The following is a 14675-nucleotide window of genomic DNA, read 5'->3' as shown; positions in this document are numbered from 1 at the left end:
ATTATGAAATATCGCATTCGCCATACCACTCGCTATGCCTACGCATTACCGGTGAGCCATTGCTACAACCTGGCCTATGTTTTACCGCGCTCCACTGATCGCCAGCGCGTAGACACTATCGATATAAAACTCTCACCACCGGCCACCACCAGCAATAGCCGCAGCGATTATTTTGGCAATCAGTTTTTACAATTTTCGATTGAAAAAGCGCACAGCGAATTGGATGTAAGTATCACCAGCGAAATCACCATTAAGGACAGCAGCACCAGTATCAACCTGGATTTTGGCAACCCCTGCAGCTACGTAAAATATTTGCTGCAGCACAGTAAAGATTGGGAAACACTCTGCGCGCGCGAATTTATGCTCGACTCCCCCATGGTGCAACAGCATCAGGATCTTGCCGATTATGCCGCCGCTTCCTTCAGCGACGACCGCCCGTTTTTATCGGCGGTGATGGATTTAACCCAACGCATATTTACCGATTTCGTTTATGACCCGGAATTTTCCGACGTCGCCACACCACTCGCCGATGTGCTCAAACACAAACGCGGTGTCTGCCAGGATTTCGCCCACCTCGCCATCGGCTGCCTGCGCTCACTCGGCTACCCTGCGCGTTACGTCAGCGGCTATTTAGAAACCCTACCCGCACCCGGCCAGGAAAAATTAATCGGCGCCGACGCCACCCACGCCTGGTTCGCCGTTTATTCCCCCGGCGAAGGCTGGTACGAATTTGACCCCACCAACAACAAAGTCACTGGCGAACAACACATCACCACCGCCTGGGGCCGCGACTATTCCGATGTCACCCCACTCAAAGGCGTTATTTTTGGCGGCGGCGTTTCACCGCAATTATTTGTCTCGGTAGATGTAAGAAGAATCGAAGAAGATTTTTTCCAAACCCAAAGCCAAAGCCAAAGCCAAGGCTAAATACCCGCCCCACCGGTGATACCTACAGTTACCACATTTTGATTTTTTGGTAACTGTAGGTTCCAGTCAGATAAAGCTCTGCGCGCTTAGTTATCTTGTGTAATTGACCTTTTCCAGCAAGCCTATTACTGTTCTGCAAATCCTACCCCCCTTCAGCAATACATAACCAAATAGGTTACGACGAGTTACGCAGGCTAAGGAGCAAACCTGAACATAGTTATGCATGTTCATTCCCTAATTGGCAACAAACATATAAAGGTACTGAAATGGCAATTATACGAACTGGACATCGTTATATTGATATAGAAAGCGGCAAGGTCATTGATTCCTGGTTTCCCCAATCAAACTCAAATCAAAACAGAAGTTGTCTTGCCGAAAAAGTTGGGTTAATCAGAGGCGAATTTTTTGAGATAACAATAAAATCCGTTGAAGAAAAACCACTGTCTACTGAGGAGATTTATCTCCGCCTGCATTTAATTTCCGAGCGAACAGTAAAACCAAATGAAATTAATTTAGACGGTATATTCAACCTATTGCCCAATGTAGCCTGGACATCTGCAGGCCCTGTTTTTCCCCACAAAGTGGACGCGCTACGTAGTTTGGTCGCTCGTGAATATCATCACCTTACCGTACCATCAATTGATAAATTTCCTCGCATGACTGACTACGTAATTCCGAGTGGAGTACGTATTGCGGACGCTGACCGTGTTCGACTAGGAGCGCACCTTGCAGCAGGAACAACCGTGATGCATGAGGGTTTTATTAACTTTAATGCGGGAACTCTTGGAGAGTCTATGGTTGAAGGTAGAATTACCCCCGGCGTAATAGTAGGAAAAAACTCAGATATTGGCGCCGGAGCATCCATCATGGGAACACTTTCTGGCGGAGGCAAACAAAAAAATTCAATAGGGGAGCGGAGTTTACTTGGTGCGAATGCAGGAATAGGCATTTCTTTGGGTGATGAGTGTATTGTAGAGGCCGGCTTGTACGTTACAGCAGGAACAAAAGTAAAAACTCCAGAAGGTGACGTAGTCGCCGCAAGAGAGTTATCGGGGAAATCCGGCCTGTTATTTAGACGAAATAGTCAAACAGGCGCCGTTGAAGTTATTCCGACAGACTCGTCTCGTTGGGGCGGATTAAATACTGCTTTACATAATAACGACTAAGTTAGTGAGTTGGGCAGTCATGCCCAACCTACAACAAGCCAACTTCCGCTAATGGCCGAAAAAAAACCTGTATTAGCTAGGCATTAAAAATTGCGGCTTTGTTCGAAAAATCTATCGCCAAGGAAATAGCTATGCGCTTTTTGTTTACTTTTTTAATTAGTGCGGGAAGCCTATTTTTATTTTCTTGCGATAAAGAAAGCGCTGAAAAAGTAGCTTGGGAAAAATCGGTAACGCAAACCATTAGCTGTGATGATTATTATTCAGAAACCACACCGAATGGTACGCTTTACAACAATGTTTGGAACAAACATGCAGCCCAAAAGTTTTCATGGTCTCAATGTTTAGAGAAAAACCCATCAAACGGTTTGTATGGTTGGTCTTGGGTTTGGCCGACCAACAAAAACAATACAATCTATGCTTACCCTCAAATTAAGCTGGGCACATCGCCTTGGGCGCCCACACCAAATCTTTACCCTGATTTTCCCTTAGAACATTCGTTAATTAATAGTTTGGTCATTGAGCATGAGTTGGATATTCAAAGTAATGGTGAACATAATGTCGCAACGTCGTTATGGCTTACTAATACTAAAGAAATTGGTAACACTCCAAACCCATCAGCGATTCTTGCAGAACTAATGATTTGGAGTTATGCGACACCAAATCATATGAATCCTGCGGGAACTCATACGGATAGTTTTGAGATTGGAAGCCAAACATGGGAAGTATGGGTTGATAAAAACTGGAGTGATGCCTCTGGTGTAAATAATAATAAATGGGGCTACATAACATTTCGCGCAAAAAACCAAAGTCTCAAAGCAAAATTTGACCTCATTGATTTCATTGACTACACAGTAGAACATCAAATTATTCCTAATACCTTTTATATTGCAGACATTGAACTGGGTACTGAAATTATGAGCGGTTCTGGCTTGCTATGGCTAAAGCAATTTAATGTCACAATAGAGTAAAAGCTGTACTGCTATGGCACTTGATGGGCGGAATTTGAATGCCTGATCTTGGCCGCTATGCGATATTAAGGTCATGAAACAAGTAGCCCGCATGGAGTTTCACGAAATGCGGGATTATTTAGAGAGAACGAAGTGGTTCGATTAAATTAAATTGACCAAAGCAATAACACCATAATTTCCAAGGAATACTATGAAACGTTTTTTATCCATATTGTTATTAGGTCTAACTGCCAACCTAAGCCATGCGCAGGATGATTTACCGATGGTTGTGCAATTTAAATTTGCGCCTTGGGGTACGATCATTGCGGATGAAGATGAGTTTGAGTATTCGGATTATGAAAAATACGATATGGATTTTGAGCGGAGTTTGGGCGTAAAAATTATATTGCCGCGTATACCGGTCTATATTGCCGCGAACCAGAATGTGACGCAGCTGGAGCAAGAGATACCGGATGTAAAAGTGGAAACCTATTCCGTTGGTTTTGGTGGAATTAATTATGACCCCTACGCTTATGACTCCGGTTTGTATTTACTGGGCAGTGTGGGCGCGGGCATTGGTAAATTCAAATTCAAAAACCCTGATTTAAACGACTGGGAAGCGATGTTTGAAGCTAACGGCGAAGTGGGTTTGCGGATTCAGGAAAACTTGTTGCTCGGTGTGGGTGTGGACTACCAATTATTTGGTGAGCCCGGCGATACCAAAGCGCATTACTGGAATTTGTATGTAAGCACTGGCCTTACGTTTTGAATACAACAAAAACACAACTATAGTGGTATATGATCCGCAAAGGTGCTGTTCTATTGATGATGGCACTTGATTGACCGTTCGCGAAACTCTGTTTGAAATCAAAAGGATAGTTTGCGCCCTGCCGCCTCAGGGTTAAGAGGTATCAAACTGCGCTGGGATGACAAGCCGCAATAACTATCTATTTTTTAATAGACATCGTTAAGCAGGAGCACATGATGAAACAGTATGGCGCTGAGTTTTTTGGTACTTTTTGGTTGATCTTCGGTGGCTGTGGCAGTGCAGTGATTGCAGCAGCGTTCCCCGAGGTTGGTATAGGTTTACTGGGCGTGTCGCTCGCGTTTGGTTTAACCGTACTCACTATGGCATTTGCCATCGGCCACATTTCCGGTTGTCACTTGAACCCCGCCGTTTCAATTGGCCTTTGGGCAGGCGGCCGTTTTTCCGCAACACAATTACTCCCCTACATTATTGCGCAAGTGCTAGGTGGCATAGCTGCAGGAGGGGTTTTATACCTGATTGCCAGCGGTGCACCCGGTTTTGATGTTGCCGGTGGTTTTGCTTCCAATGGCTATGGCGATCACTCCCCCGGCGGTTACTCACTGCAATCTGCACTTATCGCCGAGGTAGTGCTCACTGCATTTTTCCTCATCATTATTTTAGGGGCGACGGATAAACGCGCACCGGCTGGTTTTGCTCCCATCGCAATTGGTTTGGCACTTACTTTGATTCATTTAATTAGCATTCCGGTCACCAACACTTCAGTAAACCCTGCACGCAGTACGGGTGTAGCAATTTATGTGGGGGATTGGGCAACTGCACAACTGTGGGTATTTTGGGTAGCACCGATTGTCGGCGCAATTCTAGGTGCGGTAATTTATCGTTTTATTGGCAGTGAAAAACAATGATGTAAAAGTGAAGTGCGCTTTATTATTTAGTAAGACGCATAACAAAAAAACCCGGCGTTTTAGTGCCGGGTTTTTTATTGCACCTTCGCTAACAGGTGCTCTATTTTACACTCGCGTTTTACTGCGGATTCAAACCCATAATTTGCAACACTTTAACAAAGTTTGCTTTTCTATCGGCCAATCCATCCACTGCACCGCTAATCGGGCAAGTAGATTCAGGACAGCCGCGGTTAACAATGCCGGAGATTGCATTGATAAACGTATCGCCTTTCAAGCCGCCATCCACATAGGCTTGCAATTGTGCATGGTAATTCCAGTTGTACGCAGGATCGTTATAGCCTTGCACTTCATTCATCCAGAAGAACAAACCGGCAATCCACTTGATCTCACCGTGTTCTGTCGATGAACAAATCAATTGTGGATTTGAACAGAGATCCATATCGGCATACAAAGGTTCAGTCGGTGCCGGGGTTACTTCAATGCCATCCACCACTTGACCGGCATACGCGGGATCAACATGACTGCGGCCGAGGAAGTGATTCAACTTACCAAAGTTCAAGCGACCGGTGGTTTGAATAACACCGCGCCCCCACCAGCCACAACCTTCTACACTTTTACCTGCACTACCGTTCCAGACAAATTTACCGGCTTTTTGACCATCGTAAACTTTACCGTCTTCACGCAGGTAAGCCTGTGCTGATTTATCAACCGTGGTTACTGCGGGGAACCAAGCGCCGTAATCCCAATAGCCAACACTGCCGTTAACCAACAAACCTTTTTTCTCTAACACTCTATCGGGTGCTGCAAACAAAGGTCCTGGTGCACCGTACCACTTGGCGTTGGTATTGGCGGTTACTTCCATTTTAGGATTGCGCGGGCAGGAGTATGGGTTGTCGCGACCGGTAATTGGATCCTGGCCGTAGGATGCATAATCCTGTTGCAACTGACCACAAGACGCCGAGATTGGATAATTAACAGGATCGCCAGTGTTGATCGACCAGTTATTTTCATCACAGGCATCATACTGAATCGTTTCTTTCATACTTTGCGAAAGGAACGCTGCAATCGCCACTTTGGCGTACTTGATGTTGGTTGCGTCGTCTTTGGTTGGATCAAGCAACCAGTACTTGGTTGGACCCACACCAACGTTGTGCATGGCATTGAGCGCCATCAAGAAATCCGCCCATTTATAGATGCTGGATGGCTCCTTACCGTTGGATGGTGTTGTGTAAAGGAATGCCTGATTGTTCATCGCATTTTCAACGCTAAGCAATTCACTATTCAATTGCGGAATTGAGGTGATTGCACTCGCCGTTGTTAATTGGCCTGAACCATACAGAGGCATACCACCAGCGGCTTTGTTGGCTGCAATTTTATTTTTCAACCAGCCGTTATCCGTTGCACTGGTTGCCGTCGGAACAACAGCAGTACCTTGTTTGCTTCCCCAAAGAATTGCAAACACATTGCTAAATGCAGCGCGACGCAAACCAGAAGTTCCCCAATCATAGCCAGGAGTTTGCTGTAACAGTGCATTAACATTGCTCGCACCGGCATACACAGAGGCATTGAGCGGAATATTTAATACTTCGCTGCGCACATTACTAATAGTGCGGCCAATACTTTTATCGCCCATAAAATAAGTACCAGCGGTACCCGAATCATTGGCTAAATTGTAGCTGCCAATTGATTCACTTACGCTCGCCAAGTGGCCACCGGGAATTTGCCATAACATTGCAGGAATCGATAATGAATCGGTTACTTGACGCACATAGTTCAAATAATTTTCCCACTCTTTTGCGCCATAGGCATAAGCCGCACGCGCAGAAGGCGATAAGCCATCATCAGCGGATTTATCAAAGGCTAAAAAGTCAGGGCGATAATTATTCGTCGTATAAGCACCAATTGCATTTGCAAAGGTAGATACTGAAAATGCAGCGGCATCCCACACATCTTGCAAGCCATCAAAATCCGTGTGCACCCAGGTGTTATTGCCTGGGCTGGATACGCTAGCAACCCAACCGAAAGATACATCCGGACTTAAACGTTTGATCAATAAGTTATGCGCTTGTACCCAACCGGTGATGTTGTTTTGCAATGCACTATCCACTTCGGTTTTCAAACTATTCAGATTGTAAATAGCCGACAGTGATTGGCTGCCAAGCGCATAATTTGCTTCGTTAGTTAACGCATCTTTAACCGCTTGTTTAATATCAATCGCAACCCAATTGCCTGCACTACCAAATGCAGTTTTAAAGCTGCCATTTTGATTAGTTTGCCATTGCGCCAACAAGCCAGCGTTCAGCACCAACGCACCAGGATTAGCGTGAGTTGAATCTTTATTGGCTTGCACAGTAGCGGCAATACGAATCAGATTTTGGAAATGTTTGACCAGATTGGCGCTATCCAAAATATCTTCTGCGCCAATACCGGTTGCGTCGGCAGTCGCCACACCAATCACCGGCAATACCGAACGCCCACTGACATTTTCAATGTTACGCGCTTGCAAAATGGTTTGTGTAGTAACGGCGGGCGTAATGACCTGACCGCGATCGCCGGTGCCATTGCCTTCGTTAGCGAAAATAGAATCCACACCTGACGCAGCTAAGGCATCGTTTGCTGCAGCGTTGTTATCAGTAAAAGAACCCATCGCCAAATCACTTGGCCAGCCTTTCACTTTCAGGCTTACCGGATTCACACGCGTCGGATAATAACCACTGATCACGACACTCACACTACTGCTGCTCACCGATACAGAAGAAGAGGAAGCAATAATGACTGAACTGGATGAAGAGCTGGAGGATGAACTTTTTGAAGAACTACTGAGTGAAATTACGCTCGCAGAGCTTGCACTGCTGCTGACAGAAACCACACTGGATGAACTTGTACTGCTCACACCGCCGCTGCAGTTGCTGACAAATGTCCAGGAGCCATCGCTACCAGGAATACTTTGTGTCCACCAATTGGCGCGGTAGGCCTTGCCTTGGTATTGCATTTGATCGCCACCTGCCGCGTGGGATGGATTACCCGCCCAATCTTTTTGCGTCCAATTGGGGTAGATATTAATACCGGGGCAAGTGCCGCCCTGAGAGCTGGAATTTACGGAGGAAGCCACGCTTGAAGGCGCGACACTTGATACAGCAATACTTGATAAAGCAACACTAGATAGCGCAACACTGGAGGCAATACTCGATGGCGCTGCACTGGACGGTGCAATGCTGGAAAGTGCGACACTGGATGCAATACTGCTGGAATTATTGTTTGCATCACACGCACCTAGATCCGCCCAGGCATTACTGGCCGCCCAACCCACACCCGGCTCATAGGGGCCACCAACACTGCACCAACCCGCTACGTCGCAGCGAAATGCTTTATTGATATTTTTAACCAGCGCACCCGCGTTATAAGTGCCCGGTGCATACTGAGGCAAGGGTGCGCAATTATAGGCATGGGCATTGGCCCCCACCCATAAGCCCGCCGATGACAAGAGCATCAGCATTGATTTTGTCTTCATTATTTTCCCCTCGATGGTTGATGATTTTTTTCAGGCAAAAGGGTGCCCGCTCCTGTGCAGGAGATTTTTAAACAAACACACAAACAAAAAAGACACACACACGAACCGCAGTGGCACTAATTCAAAAAAGCAGGCCCTGCATAACAGAAAGGGGGTTACAACAAATACTGCAGCGGGCGTAATGAACTGGTTATTTCAGGCAAAACAAAACACCTTCGAGTTGAGCAACTCAAATTCACAATTCATTCGCAGACTATTCAGCGATTAACCCGTAATTCGTCAGATTTTTATTATTCCGTTGTTATTGCCCAACAGGTGCAATAACTTTTTCCAACAAACCTAGACAACCAACTACAGAACAACACCCGAACGGGATGCCGGTAGCGTTTAACTTACGCCTCATGGACAACGTTGTCAACATCTGTCAAAAAAAAGACCCCGCAGGGTCTTGTCCTAGTCGGACTATACGCAATACTTAAAAACATAAAAAATACTGGATAACTCCCGCCATTAAAATTCCATCACGCGGATTTTTGCTCTTGTGATTGCGACTGCGCAACTACTACCGGCAAGAACCAGGTTTCGGCGATACTGAAATGCAAATTGCCAATGGCTAATTGCAGTTCGTCGATGTATTCGTGCAAACCGGATTGCAGTAGCTCGTCCAAATCAGCTTCATCCAATTTGTGTTGAATACTCACAATAGAGGCCAACACTTTTTCACTGTTAGGCAGCGCCCATAAACACTGCTCCAATCGTTTTAGGCAGTGAGCGACGCCGCGGGGGAAATCTTCATTTTGTAATAAAAATTTTACTACCGCGTTGGCATTTACACGGTCGCGCACTTGTTGGCGATACATTTGATAGGCACTGAGTGAACGCAATACACTCATCCATAAAATATTGTCGTAAGGCTCCAACACTTCGGTGCCGCCAATGGATAAGTGCGGCAGTAAATTCACCAAGCCGGCATCCACAATGCGCGTGGTCATATCGGCGCGCTCAAGGTTGCGCCCAATGCGAATTAAATCGTAGGCGTTGTTGTGACTCATGCAGCCAGAGAGCAAACCCGTAAATTGCTGCACACTGCTGATTACATGCAGCAGAATTGTGCTGCGATCACGACGCGAAGTGACTTTGTCAGCACGCTCGCGAATGTAGTGATACAAATCATTGATTAACTCCCAGGCTTCCATGGGCATTGTTTCGCGCGTAATGCGCGCGTTTTCACGGGCAAAGCTGAGGGAATTAATTAGCGAGGCGGGATTTTTTTTGTCCGCCAAAATAAAATTCACCACCGTTTTTTCATCCGCAAGCTGGGTATCGCCGCGTTCAAAATAACTGCCAGTACCGCTGATATCAATTAATGACCCCCAGCCCACGCGCACACCAGAGGGTAAATCCAATAATAAATTCGAGTTAACATTGACCAGCCGCGCAATATTTTCACTGCGCTCCATGTAACGACCCAACCAATAAATACGTTCCGCAACACGAGACAACATGGTTTAGTCCTCCACCACAATCCAGGTATCTTTACTACCGCCACCTTGCGATGAATTCACCACATAGGAACCTTTGCGCATCGCCACTCGGGTTAAACCGCCCGGCGTTACATGATGCTCGCGCCCCTGCAAGACAAAGGGGCGCAAATCAATATGGCGCGCCTCAGCATTGCCATTGGTAAGAATCGGTGCAGTTGATAATGAAATTAAGGGTTGCGCCATGTAGTTGCGCGGGTTGGCTTTAATACGTTCGGCAAATTCAGCGAGTTCTTTTTTGCTCGCTTGCGGGCCGATAATCATGCCGTAGCCGCCCGATTCGTTCGCGGGTTTCACGACTAATTTATCGAGGTTGGTAAGCACATAATCGCACTGCTTTTTATCCACACACAAATAGCTGGGCACGTTCGGCAGAATCGGCTCCTCGCCTAAATAATATTTGATCATGTCCGGTACAAAGGTGTAGATGACCTTGTCATCCGCAACCCCGGCACCCGGTGCATTGGCCAGTGCAACATTACCTTTTAACCAGGCGCGCATTAAACCGCGCACACCGAGCACTGAATCCGGGTTGAACATTTCCGGATCCAAAAATAAATCGTCGATGCGGCGATAAATAACATCCACGCGTTTTAAACCATCGATGCTGCGCATATAAACGCAGTCATCGCTATCTACCACTAAATCACTGCCTTCCACCAATTCCACACCCATTTGTTGGGCGAGATAAGAATGTTCAAAATAAGCGGAGTTATAAATACCGGGCGTAAGCACCACAATTTCCGGGCGCTCGGATTGACGCGGTGAAAGCGATGCAAGTGTGTCAAATAATTGATTGGGATATTCGGTAACCGGCACAATATTGTGATTTTCAAACAGCTCCGGAAATACTCGTTTGGTCACCTTGCGGTTTTCCAGCATGTAGGACACGCCGGAAGGGACACGCAAGTTATCTTCCAGCACAAAAAATTCACCTTTGTCGTCGCGAATTAAATCGCTGCCGCAAATATGCGACCACACACCATAGGCGGGTTTCATGCCGATACATTCTTTGCGGAAATTGACCGAATCTTCAAAGAGATAAGCGGGCACAACACGATCTTTAATAATTTTTTGATCGTTGTAGATGTCGTTAATAAATAAATTAAGTGCAGTTAAACGCTGGATTAATCCGCGTTCGGTTTTTTGCCATTCACGTTGCGGAATAATGCGCGGAATAATATCAAAGGGCCATTCGCGGTCGATGTTGCCTGCATCGCTGTAAACGGTAAATGAAATGCCCATGGTTTTAATAGCGAGTTCGGCCGACAACTTTCGCTCTTGTAATTCTGCACCACTGAGCGAGGCGAGATACTGGGCGAGGTGACGGGTTTCCGGACGGGCTTGGCCGGGCGCGCGAATCAGTTCATCATAGAAATGGCCAGAGTGATAATTCTGCCAATCTATTTTCATTTCACTCATAGTGACTTCCTTTAACATCGCGGCCTCGCTCTCTAGAGTATGCGCTTTTAGCATTGTTATAGCGCCCGCCGAAGTCTCCTCCCTGATGTCCGTTTCTCCCGTCCCCGGAGAATTTCAGCAGGCTACATCCAACCGTTGCAATAAAGCTGCCAACGCATACGCAATTTGGGTCAAGCGGGCTTCACAGGGGTTTAATCCGAAACCAACCCGCAATACTCTGGCGCCGGGCGGTGGCCGGCAGCACTTCATGCGGAAAATCTTCACTCAAGAACAACACCAGCCTGCCATATTCTGGTGCAAGGCGCAGCAATTCATTCTCACCCGCCTCACCATAGAGCACCAATTCACCGCCCTGGGTTTTATCCCACTCAGGATTCAAATACAGCACGCTGGACAACTTGCGTCCGGGTTTACCGCGAAATGCATCGCGGTGCTTTTGGTAAAACGCGCCTGGCTCATAAACCGCGTAGTGGCTTTCGTAATCAAACAAACCGAGAAACAAACGCTGGTTCAGAGCTTCACGCAGTTTATCCATCCAGCATAAAAATTCAGTGACAGCGGGAACACCTGGCTCCAACCATTGGATTGCGTCGCCACGAATGGTGTTATTGCGCTGGTAATCGCCCTGCCGCCCCACACCAGCGGGGTTTAACGCCGTGTCTTGCCGCTGCAAATTCAACAATAAGCCGTTGCATAAATCGTCCGGCAGCGGGTTTTGCAACACTATATAACCCGGCCCGGCCAAGGCATCGGCGATCTCGTCATAGAGCAAATCGAGGTCGGTAGCGTAAACAGTATCGAGAGAATTGGTCATGGGTAAATCGTCAATAAAAAGAAAAGGCGCGCACGCCAGTAAAAATCGGCGCAATTATTCAGATAGCCCGCATTATAGGCTTGATCCATATCAAGTCACTGCACAGCACAAGTTTTTACCATGGGCAAAACTCATCGGGAAAATTGCCAATGTCACTCTTTATTCAACCGCTGGATTGGGATAAACAATTGCTACAGCGTTACGATCTGGCCGGGCCGCGCTATACCTCCTACCCTACTGCACCGCAATTCCAAGAAGCCTTCAGCGAAACGTCGCTGCGCAATGCCATCGGCCGTAGCAATAAAGCTGGCCGCCCGCTCTCGCTGTATTTTCACATCCCCTTCTGCGATAGCCTCTGTTACTACTGCGGCTGCAACAAAATTGTGACTAACAATAAAAGCCGCGCCCTGCCCTATTTGCAGCGCATGATTCAAGAACTTGCGCTCTATGCGGATTTATTTAACACGGACAAAACCGTTAAACAATTACACTGGGGGGGCGGCACACCGACTTTTATCAGCGATGACGAAATGTCGCTATTGATGCACGCCACGCGCCGCTTATTTACCTTGGCCGATGACGATAGCGGAGAATTTTCGGTGGAAATTCACCCCGGCCGCGTGAGCACAAAAACCATGGGGCATTTGCGTGAGCTGGGTTTTAATCGCGTTAGCATGGGTGTGCAGGATTTTGATGAGCGCGTACAAAATGCCGTTAATCGCTACAACACCGTGGGACAAGTGAGTGAACTCACCCAGGCATTGCGCGCACAGCAATATAAATCCATCAGCATGGATTTAATTTACGGTTTGCCGCTACAAACCATTAACAGTTTGCGCGATACCTTAAATAAGGTGATCGACCTGAACCCGGATCGCTTATCGCTATTTAACTACGCGCACATGCCGCATCTGTTTAAAAGCCAGCAATTAATTAACGAGCAGGATTTACCCTCCGCCAGCGCCAAACTGGAAATGCTGCAGTTCGCGATTCAAACGCTGGAAGCAGCTGGCTATCGCTACATAGGCATGGATCATTTCGCCAAACCGGATGACGAATTGGCGCGCGCGCAAGACGCTGGAAAACTGCAACGCAATTTTCAAGGCTACTCCACCCACGGCGATTGCGATTTATTGGCGGTAGGCGTTTCCTCTATCAGCATGATCGACAATGTCTACGTGCAAAACGCGAAGGAATTAAATGCTTACCAACAAAAAATGGACATGGGTTTATTACCCATCAATAAAGGTTTCACCCTGAACGATGAAGACCTGCTGCGCCGCTTTGTGATTAATCGCCTCATTTGTCACTGCAAATTGGACTTTGCCGAATTACAGCAAGTGTTTGATATAGAGGCTACCCATTATTTTGCAAACGAACTGGCGCAATTAAAACCCATGCAAGAAGATGGGTTGCTCAATATCGATGCGAAAGGCATTAGCGTACACAATAAAGGACGTATATTAATTCGTCGGGTGTGTATGGTGTTTGATGAATATCTGCAAAAAGCCAAACAGGATTCAGCACAGATTCGCTATTCTAAAATTATTTAGAAATATCTCTCTAGCCAAAATAAAAAAGCCCGGTGCGATTACCGCATCGGGCACAAAAGGCAGACGAATCTGCCACGACAAGCTAGACGAGCAAAAAAACAAGAACTAAAAACTAAAGCGAGTGCGACACTTGTGCAGTGCCTAACTCCATTAACGCCAAATCAATCGCCCCCACAATCCCCGCTTTACCATCAAGGCCAGTAGGCAGTATGTATTGATCCATCCGCGTTAAAATCGATTCCGGCGCGTAGCCGTTAATTAATTCCAGAAACTTACTGCGCACCAGCGGAAAAAGTAATTTTTTATCCATCACCCCACCGCCTAAAATAATTTTTTGCGGTGCAAAACACTGGGTTAAATTCACGCACATAGTCGCCAAATAATGGGCTTCATAGTCCCAGGCAGCGTGGTCGTCGGGTAGGTCTTTGCCGTTAATACCCCAGCGCTTGTTAATAGCTGTGCCAGATGCCAAACCTTCCAAACAACCTTTATGAAACGGGCAGCAACCTTGGTAGTCGTCCTGCAGCGAAGCGCGCGGCATCAGCATGTGCCCCACTTCCGGATGGGTGACGCCCTGCAGCAATTTGCCGTTCACCACTATTCCGGCACCTATACCGGTGCCAACGGTGACATAAATAAAATTGCTGCAATCGCGTGCAGCACCAGCGACCAACTCGCCCCAAGCCGCACCATTAACATCGGTCTCAAAAGCAACGGGCACATTAAAGGCTGTGCGGAAATAACCGCAAATATCGGTATTTGACCAACCGGCTTTGGGCGTTTTGGTGATAAAACCATAATTAGGCGCACCGCGATCCAATTCCACCGGGCCAAAACTGGCAATACCCATCGCCGCCAGTGAAGTATCCCGCGCGCGCGCAGCATCACTAAAAAAATTGCGCGCTAGAGCAAGTGTTTCTGCCGGGGTTGTGGTGGGAAATGCCGCTTGCGCCAGCACCTTGCCCTGCATATCCGCCACGGCACAATTAAATTTGGTGCCACCCGCTTCAATGGCACCCAGTAAACGCTTATCGATTTGGGGAGACTCAAGCTGCATACATATCTCTTAAACGGCTAGTGCCACTTACTTTATTGTTGAATACCACTAAGGGCTACCAAT

At 47.0% G+C, this 14675-nt stretch carries 11 protein-coding genes; 6 read left to right on the top strand and 5 right to left on the bottom strand.

Annotation, left to right across the window (positions count from 1 at the left end; all coding sequences use genetic code 11):
* The first annotated feature begins 3 nt into the window (after positions 1–3).
* The 5 genes from NNX04_RS19945 (at position 4) to aqpZ (ending at position 4714) form a co-directional block, all read left to right on the top strand.
* Complete coding sequence (locus tag NNX04_RS19945; RefSeq protein ID WP_261946952.1) at positions 4–927, top strand: transglutaminase family protein; 924 nt, start codon at positions 4–6, stop codon at positions 925–927.
* 266 nt (positions 928–1193) lie between these two features.
* Positions 1194–2093 carry a DapH/DapD/GlmU-related protein gene (locus tag NNX04_RS19940; RefSeq protein WP_261946951.1) on the top strand — a complete coding sequence of 300 codons (900 nt, stop codon included), beginning with the start codon at positions 1194–1196 and terminating at the stop codon, positions 2091–2093.
* Between the two features lie 131 nt (positions 2094–2224).
* Positions 2225–3061 (top strand): GH12 family glycosyl hydrolase domain-containing protein, encoded by an 837-nt coding sequence (locus NNX04_RS19935; RefSeq protein WP_261946950.1) that lies wholly within the window; start codon positions 2225–2227, stop codon positions 3059–3061.
* A 190-nt stretch (positions 3062–3251) separates the two neighbouring features.
* Entirely contained in the window at positions 3252–3809 is a 558-nt protein-coding gene (locus tag NNX04_RS19930) for a hypothetical protein (protein ID WP_261946949.1), read from the top strand.
* Between the two features lie 212 nt (positions 3810–4021).
* Positions 4022–4714, top strand: a complete 693-nt coding sequence (gene aqpZ / locus NNX04_RS19925) for an aquaporin Z (protein ID WP_261946948.1) — start codon at positions 4022–4024, stop codon at positions 4712–4714.
* Positions 4715–4832: 118 nt separating this feature from the next.
* On the opposite strand, the gene NNX04_RS19920 is transcribed toward aqpZ, so the two are convergent.
* From NNX04_RS19920 to NNX04_RS19905, 4 genes are all read right to left on the bottom strand, one after another.
* Positions 4833–8225 (bottom strand): cellulose-binding domain-containing protein, encoded by a 3393-nt coding sequence (locus NNX04_RS19920; RefSeq protein ID WP_261946947.1) that lies wholly within the window; start codon positions 8223–8225, stop codon positions 4833–4835.
* A 521-nt stretch (positions 8226–8746) separates the two neighbouring features.
* Complete coding sequence (locus NNX04_RS19915; protein WP_261946946.1) at positions 8747–9730, bottom strand: alpha-E domain-containing protein; 984 nt, start codon at positions 9728–9730, stop codon at positions 8747–8749.
* 3 nt (positions 9731–9733) lie between these two features.
* Positions 9734–11179, bottom strand: coding sequence for a circularly permuted type 2 ATP-grasp protein (locus tag NNX04_RS19910; protein WP_040393025.1), 1446 nt, complete (start codon positions 11177–11179; stop codon positions 9734–9736).
* Positions 11180–11369: 190 nt separating this feature from the next.
* Complete coding sequence (locus NNX04_RS19905; RefSeq protein WP_261946945.1) at positions 11370–12002, bottom strand: 2OG-Fe(II) oxygenase; 633 nt, start codon at positions 12000–12002, stop codon at positions 11370–11372.
* 149 nt (positions 12003–12151) lie between these two features.
* Between NNX04_RS19905 and hemN the strand changes: the two genes are divergently transcribed.
* Positions 12152–13555 carry an oxygen-independent coproporphyrinogen III oxidase gene (gene hemN, locus NNX04_RS19900; protein ID WP_261946944.1) on the top strand — a complete coding sequence of 468 codons (1404 nt, stop codon included), beginning with the start codon at positions 12152–12154 and terminating at the stop codon, positions 13553–13555.
* Between the two features lie 112 nt (positions 13556–13667).
* Here the strand turns inward: hemN and NNX04_RS19895 are convergent, their stop codons facing one another.
* A complete protein-coding gene (locus tag NNX04_RS19895) occupies positions 13668–14612 on the bottom strand; it encodes an ROK family protein (RefSeq protein WP_261946943.1) in 945 nt (314 codons plus the stop codon).
* Positions 14613–14675: the final 63 nt, after the last annotated feature.

Origin of the sequence: Cellvibrio sp. QJXJ, assembly GCF_024452345.1 — a bacterium.
Taxonomy (GTDB): domain Bacteria; phylum Pseudomonadota; class Gammaproteobacteria; order Pseudomonadales; family Cellvibrionaceae; genus Cellvibrio.
Note: the sequence above shows the minus strand (reverse complement) of the source record. Positions and strands in the feature narration are given on the sequence as shown.

Excerpts from the sequence above, each read along its gene's own strand:
- NNX04_RS19930 (WP_261946949.1), top strand. The coding sequence starts at position 3,252 with ATGAAACGTTTTTTATCCATATTGTTATTAGGTCTAACTGCCAACCTA.
- NNX04_RS19920 (WP_261946947.1), bottom strand. The coding sequence starts at position 8,225 with ATGAAGACAAAATCAATGCTGATGCTCTTGTCATCGGCGGGCTTATGG.
- aqpZ (WP_261946948.1), top strand. The coding sequence starts at position 4,022 with ATGATGAAACAGTATGGCGCTGAGTTTTTTGGTACTTTTTGGTTGATC.
- NNX04_RS19910 (WP_040393025.1), bottom strand. The coding sequence starts at position 11,179 with ATGAAAATAGATTGGCAGAATTATCACTCTGGCCATTTCTATGATGAA.
- hemN (WP_261946944.1), top strand. The coding sequence starts at position 12,152 with ATGTCACTCTTTATTCAACCGCTGGATTGGGATAAACAATTGCTACAG.
- NNX04_RS19905 (WP_261946945.1), bottom strand. The coding sequence starts at position 12,002 with ATGACCAATTCTCTCGATACTGTTTACGCTACCGACCTCGATTTGCTC.
- NNX04_RS19945 (WP_261946952.1), top strand. The coding sequence starts at position 4 with ATGAAATATCGCATTCGCCATACCACTCGCTATGCCTACGCATTACCG.
- NNX04_RS19915 (WP_261946946.1), bottom strand. The coding sequence starts at position 9,730 with ATGTTGTCTCGTGTTGCGGAACGTATTTATTGGTTGGGTCGTTACATG.
- NNX04_RS19895 (WP_261946943.1), bottom strand. The coding sequence starts at position 14,612 with ATGCAGCTTGAGTCTCCCCAAATCGATAAGCGTTTACTGGGTGCCATT.
- NNX04_RS19940 (WP_261946951.1), top strand. The coding sequence starts at position 1,194 with ATGGCAATTATACGAACTGGACATCGTTATATTGATATAGAAAGCGGC.
- NNX04_RS19935 (WP_261946950.1), top strand. The coding sequence starts at position 2,225 with ATGCGCTTTTTGTTTACTTTTTTAATTAGTGCGGGAAGCCTATTTTTA.